Below are 2,010 nucleotides of genomic sequence, written 5' to 3'. Positions count from 1 at the left end.
AAGCGCATCGTCGAAGACGCGCTGGATCTCTTTGGTGATCGGGCCCGGCCGGCCGCCGCCGATCGGATGATCGTCGAGCTCGCGCACGGGAACGAGCTCCGCCGCGGTGCCCGTCAGGAAAACCTCGTCGGCCATGTAAAGCTCGGCTCGCGCGAGGTCGCGCTCGATCAGTTCATAGCCCAGGTCCCGGGCAATCTGGATGATCGAGCGGCGTGAGATCCCGTCCAGGATCCCCGCAGTTTGGGGCGGAGTGATGATCGTCCCGTTTCGCACCGCGTAGATGTTCTCGCCGCTGCCCTCGCACACAAAGCCGTGGGAGTCGAGCAAGATCGCCTCGTCGTAACCGGCCTTGGAGGCTTCGATCTTCGCCAGCACGGAGTTCAGATACTGGCCGCAGGCCTTGGCATGCGGGATCAGCGCCTCGTGAGGGATCCTGCGCCAGCTCGACACCTTGGCCCGGATACCGTTCGCCTTGCCCTCCTCCCCGAGGTACGAGCCCCACGGCCACACCGCGATCGTCACATCGACGGGAGAGTCGAGCGGGTAAAGGCCCATCTGGCCGTAGCCGCGGTAGACGATCGGGCGGATGTAGCACTCGCGCAAGGAGTTGGCCGCGATCAGCTCATGGGTCGCTGCGCGCAGCTCGTCCAGGCTGTAGGGGACGGGCATGTAGTAGAGCTCTGCCGAGGTCAGCAAGCGCTCGAGGTGCTCGCGGTGGCGGAAGATCGCCGGTCCCGATTGAGTCTCGTAAGCACGCTCCCCCTCGAAGACACCGGTGCCGTAGTGAAGTCCGTGGGTGAGGACATGGATCTTGGCGTCCTCCCAAGCGATCAACTCCCCGTTGTGCCAGATGAGATCCGCTTGCTCCACGAGTACTCCTTAGTTGCAGCTATAGGTATTTAAGGACGGCGCCGGTGGCTTGCGCTGTGGTGGCGTCGCCTCCGAGGTCGGGCGTGCGGAGCCCTTCCGCCAGCGCCTTATCGACGGCCGATTCTATCGCCAGCGCTTCGGCCTCAAGATCGAGTCCGCGACGCAGCATGAGCGCGACCGAGAGGATCATGGCCAGCGGGTTTGCGGCGCCGGTACCCGCGATGTCGGGCGCCGATCCGTGGACTGGCTCGAACAGTCCAGGGCGCGATTCGCCCAGTGACGCGCTTGGCAAAAGCCCGATCGAGCCTGTCAGCATGGCGGCCTCGTCGGAGAGGATGTCGCCGAACATGTTGTCTGTGAGGATCACATCGAAATGCCGCGGCGCGGCCAACAAACGCATCGCCGCCGTGTCCACAAGCACGTGCTCAAGCTCGATGTTGGGGAATTCCTTGCCGTGCACCTCATGAACCACTTCTCTCCACAGCCTTGAGGTCTCGAGCACGTTTGCCTTATCGACGCTGGTCACGCGCGAGCGGGCGGTGCGGAATCCCACTCTCGCGATCCGTTCGATCTCGTCCGTGGTGTAGACGCAATCGTCCGACGCGCGTGCGTCGGTACGCGTTTTCTCACCGAAGTAGATCCCGCCGGTGAGCTCGCGAACGACCATCAGGTCCGTACGCTCGATCACCGCGCGCTTGAGCGGGCTTGCGTCATAGAGCGCCGGCACCGGCCGAACCGGGCGCAGGTTCGCGAACAGATCGAGTCCCTGGCGCACGCCGAGCAGGCCCTGTTCTGGTCGTGGCGTGTTCGGGTCGGTGGTATCCCACTTCGGTCCGCCCACGGCGCCAAGCAGCACGGCGTCGGCGCTGCGGCAGGCCGAGAGGGTCTCTTCGGTGAGCGCGGTCCCGGTCGCGTCGATCGCGGCGCCGCCGAAAGCGTGTTCCTCAAATTCGAATTGACCCGGAGCAACGGCGTGCAGCACTTCGAGCCCCGATCGCATTATCTCGGGGCCGATGCCGTCGCCCGGAAGAACGACCACCTTTGCGGTCATCGGCGACTCGCGACCATGTTGAGGCGGACGTAGTCAATGACCACAGGCGACCCCAGCCGATCCAGGACCCGATCCCGGAAAGCCGGCCG

Annotated in this window: 2 protein-coding genes; both read right to left on the bottom strand. The window is 64.9% G+C overall.

The genetic code is table 11. The features are described from left to right. On the bottom strand, window positions 1-870 hold an 870-nt coding region (locus VFC51_11555), incomplete at its 3' end, for a branched-chain amino acid transaminase (protein ID HZT07659.1). 19 nt (window positions 871-889) lie between these two features. Continuing rightward, window positions 890-1,921 (bottom strand): 3-isopropylmalate dehydrogenase, encoded by a 1,032-nt coding sequence (gene leuB, locus VFC51_11550; GenBank protein ID HZT07658.1) that lies wholly within the window; start codon window positions 1,919-1,921, stop codon window positions 890-892. Window positions 1,922-2,010 lie beyond the last annotated feature (89 nt).

This window comes from Chloroflexota bacterium (genome assembly GCA_035652535.1).
Lineage (GTDB): Bacteria > Chloroflexota > UBA6077 > UBA6077 > SHYK01 > DASRDP01.
This window is presented reverse-complemented; position numbering and strand designations above follow the sequence as displayed.

Coding starts and splice junctions, on each gene's coding strand:
- leuB (HZT07658.1), bottom strand. CDS start 1,921: ATGACCGCAAAGGTGGTCGTTCTTCCGGGCGACGGCATCGGCCCCGAG.